This is a genomic window from Brevundimonas sp. CURTG3B2_SDJG, assembly GCF_057364705.1.
In genome coordinates this window covers 1-1,631 of sequence record NZ_JBNFOJ010000444.1, presented here as the reverse complement: position 1 = coordinate 1,631, position 1,631 = coordinate 1, and the positions used below count along the sequence as shown (strand labels likewise).

Sequence of the window (1,631 nt, the reverse complement as noted above, 5' to 3'; positions counted from 1 at the left end):
GCGGCCGTCGGAGCCCCCCGTGGTGCCGGCGGCGGCCTGGGCGGTCGTGCCGCCCGGCGCCTGTTTCGGCGGTCTTCGGCGTCATCGAGCCGCCCTTGGAGGCGACCCAGGCTTCGAACTCGGCCTGGGTGACGACGTTGATCTGGATCGGCATGAAGGCGTGGTCGACGCCGCACAGCTCCGAGCACTGGCCGTAGAAGACTCCGGTGCGGTCGGCCTTGAACCAGGTCTCGTTCACGCGGCCCGGGACGGCGTCGATCTTCAGGCCGAACGCCGGCAGGGCGAAGGCGTGGATGACGTCGGCGGCCGTGACCAGCACGCGGACCGTCTTGCCCACCGGCACCACGATCGGCTCGTCGGCGGCCAGACGGTACGGGACGCTCTGCGCCTTGGCCTCGTCTTCCGGCAGCATGTTCGAGACGTACTCGGCGATGCCCTGGTCGGGATACTCATAGGCCCAGTTCCACTGGTTGCCCGTGGCCTTCACCGTCAGGTCCGGCGTCGGCATGTCGTGATAGGCGAACAGCAGGCGGAACGAGAACAGCGAGATGAACACCAGGATCAGGACGGGTACGACCGTCCAGATGATCTCGATCAGGGTGTTGTGGCTCCACTTGGCCGGAACCGGATTGGCCTTCTTGTTGTAGCGGATCACGATCCAGGCCAGCAGGCCCAGCACCAGCAGCGAGATCGCCACGATGATCGGCAGCAGGATGAAGTCGTGGAAGTGGTGCGCCTCCACCTTCAGCGGCGACGCCGCCGGCTGAAGCGCGATACCGCCCGGCGTCGGCTGACCCATCAGGTCTTCCTTGGCCCAGGCCGGCGCAGCGCCGAAGACGGCCAGGCTCAGCGCGGTCAGACCGCCGCCGATAATCGCCCGGGCCCGCGTGCCCATCCCCATGCGAGACATCCTCATAAATTCGTTTCGTCGCAAGTGTTTGCGAGTGAATCGCAAACAAGCGCCGGGACGCTGGGTCCGCGGCGGTACTTCGCCGGGTCCATATCGCCCCCTCCCGCGCTTGCCAAGCGATTGAGCGCCCCCGCGACGTTCGGGCGCCGGATTAAATCGCATTCATGTTTGGACAGCTACCTTGCGCGACAAGATACCTTGCGATACCCCTTGGTCATCACAGGAGACGTTGATGTGCCTGAAACCATAGAGATCCAGTTGAAGAAGGGGGTGCTGACGCTGTGCGTCCTGGCCCTTCTGAATCGGCGCGAAAGCTACGCCTACGAGATCGCCTCCACCCTGTCGGACGCCATCGATATGGGCGAAGGGACGATCTACCCGCTGATGCGGCGCATGCAGACCGACGGCCAGGTCGAGACCTATCTGGTCGAATCGTCCTCGGGACCCTCGCGCAAATACTACCGCCTCACCGACGCCGGTCGCCGGGCCTTGGAGACCCAGACCGCCGAATGGCGCGCCTTCGCCCGCGCCGTCGAAACCATCGTGGACGCCCCGGCCGATCCGGCCGCCGCGCCCGCCCAAGAGGGAGCTGACAAATGACCCGGGACGAATTCATGGGCCGGTTGAGGCGCGGACTGGTGGGCCTGCCCACCCGCACCGCCGCCGAGATCGCGTCCGACTACGAACAGCATTCGAGGACGGCGCCGCCGACGGCCGCCCG

2 protein-coding genes are annotated in these 1,631 nt (G+C 66.4%); one reads left to right on the top strand and one right to left on the bottom strand.

The genetic code is table 11. The annotated features are described in order from the left end of the window. Positions 1 to 901: cytochrome c oxidase subunit II (gene coxB, locus AC2W7C_RS17620; protein ID WP_486002531.1), on the bottom strand; the 901-nt coding region annotated here is incomplete at its 3' end. A gap of 243 nt (positions 902 to 1,144) precedes the next feature. On the opposite strand from coxB, the gene AC2W7C_RS17615 reads away from it, so the two are divergent. Continuing rightward, the gene (locus AC2W7C_RS17615; RefSeq protein WP_486002530.1) at positions 1,145 to 1,510 is read left to right on the top strand and encodes a PadR family transcriptional regulator; all 366 of its coding nucleotides are present in this window, start codon (positions 1,145 to 1,147) and stop codon (positions 1,508 to 1,510) included. Positions 1,511 to 1,631: the final 121 nt, after the last annotated feature.